The organism is Methylobacterium variabile, assembly GCF_001043975.1.
Classification (GTDB): Bacteria; Pseudomonadota; Alphaproteobacteria; order Rhizobiales; family Beijerinckiaceae; genus Methylobacterium; species Methylobacterium variabile.
The window spans coordinates 1-2106 of the sequence record NZ_LABY01000293.1; the positions used below are offsets into that span (position 1 = coordinate 1).

At 67.0% G+C, this 2106-nt stretch carries 2 protein-coding genes; both read right to left on the reverse strand.

The window, feature by feature from the left end; genetic code table 11:
* Positions 1-1510, reverse strand: a 1510-nt coding sequence (locus VQ02_RS31215; protein ID WP_048448151.1) for a flagellin N-terminal helical domain-containing protein, incomplete at its 3' end; no start/stop codon positions are given.
* Positions 1511-1919: 409 nt separating this feature from the next.
* A partial coding sequence (locus VQ02_RS38825) for a hypothetical protein (protein WP_209437087.1) occupies positions 1920-2106 on the reverse strand: 187 nt, incomplete at its 5' end.

The following is a 2106-nucleotide window of genomic DNA, read 5'->3' on the forward strand; positions in this document are numbered from 1 at the left end:
CCGCCGTGATGATCGCCTGAAGGTCCGTGTCGCCGTTCGTGCCGACCAGCTTCGAGATGTCGAGGTTGGCGATCGAGTACGACCCGCCGCCGAATTGCGGGTTGTAGGTCCCCACCGCCGTGTCCAGGATGCCCTGAGCCTGGGTGGTGCCGGCATTCGTGCCCGCCGCGCTGCGCACCACCGCCGTGCCGGCCGCGACCGCGTTCGTCGTGGCGACACCGAAGCCGAAGCTCGCCACGTCCGCGCCGCTCAGCGCGATCGAGGTCGTGAGCGACGAGTTCGACAGGGTGATCTTGCCGTTCGAGAACGATGCCGTGATCGTGCTCGCCGTCGCCGCGCCGAGCTGGGTGTTGATCATCGCCACCACGTCGGCGCCGTTGACCGAGGCGTTGCTCGCCGAGGTCTTGGTGGCCAGGGCCGTGTAGGTCGCCGCGGTCAGCGTGACGGTCTTGGAGTTGGCGCCGTCGTCGATGACGATCACCTTCGAGCCCGTCGACAGGTCGAGGTTGCTGAAGGCCGTGCCGGTCGTGACCGCCGACTGCGCGCCGTTGGTGACGGTGCCGAAACCGACGTCGAGCACCCGCTTGCCGCCGGCCGACGGGTTGGCGAGCTGGACGTTGAGGGTCGCGCCGGTGCCGGTGCCGGAGGTGGTGAAGGTGAGCCGGCCGGCGGAGTCGAGGCCGGCCGAGACCTTGCCGCCGAGCGTGCTGGAGGCGGCGATCTGGTTGTTGAGCGCGGCCAGGAACTCGTCGGTGGTGACCTTGCTCAGGTCCTTGGCCGCCGACTGCATGCTGGCGGCGTTGAGGGTCAGGGTGCCGGCCTGGCCGCCCACCGTCACCGTCAGCGAGACCTCGTTCGGACCCGAGAAGTCGGCGGTGCCCGCGCCCGAGCCGAAGCCGGCCGTGCCGGTCAGCGAGGTCGAGCCGAGGATCTGGCCGTTGGTCGCGGCCGTCGTCACGCTGGTGGAGTTGGTGTCGTACAGCTTGATGCTCTGCACGTTCACGGCGATCTGCGAGAAGGTGATCGTGCCGCTCGCCGAGCGGGCAAAGCCGCCCACCACGTTCTGCGTCGCTTGGTAGGCGGTGTTGCTGGCGGCCGAGTTGACCGAGAGCCAGTTCTGGCCGCTCGAGTTCGAGGAGTCGGCGGTCGCCTTCATCTTCGACTGGATGGCGGCGATCTCGGTCTGCACCTTCGTGCGGTCGACGCCCGGCGACAGCGCCGTCTGCAGCTTGGCGCGCATGTTCTGCAGGTCGGAGATGATGCTGTTGAGGCCGTTATAGGCCGTGTCCACCGCCGACGAGCCGAGGCCCAGCGAGTCCTTGACGGCGCTCAGCGAGGCGTTGTCGGTGCGCACCGTGGTGGCGATGGACCAGTAGGCGGCGTTGTCGGAGGCGCTCGAGACGCGCTGGCCGGTCGAGACGCGGTTGCTGGTCGTGTCGAGTTGCTGGTTGATGCCCTTGAGCGTCGTCAGGGCCGTCATCGCGGAGTTGTTCGTCAGCAGGCTGGTCACGGCTGGTCGTCCTGAGTTACACGTTACTGATGAGGGCGCTCGTGATCCGGGCTCGCACCGGTACAGCAGAACGGCGTCATGCCTTCGGGTCGACCGCGCGGGCTCCGTGTTCCGGCACGCCGTCCGCTCCGATCTTGCTCGTGATCGACACCCTGGATGCTGCGTCTCGACGGATCCAGGGCGCGTCCAAGCCCGACTTGCTGCGCTCTACACTTCCGGACTTTCACCGGGAACAGCGATACGACGTCATGTCCTGGACCCTCTGAGGGGGCCATCCGCTGCGCCTGCACCGACCGGAACCGGCACTGCCGGCCGGCTCCGTCGATGGCTCGACCCTAAGCGCCGAAGGTTATCCGCTAATTAATCTTAAGAGGGGCCAGCCAAGAAAGACTCGCCTTTGAGCAAGTTTTCAGCCGAGAGCTGCAAGTATATCGTTAACCATGAAATTCGCGCTGGAATTTGTTAACCATGACACGGCGTGCGACAACAAAAAAGCCACGCCCGGTCGGGGCGTGGCTTGCTGGTGAAGGGCGGCGGTGACGTTCCCGGTGCCCGTCCGGCCGAGGAGCGGTGCGCCGCCCTGCCCCGTCTTAGCG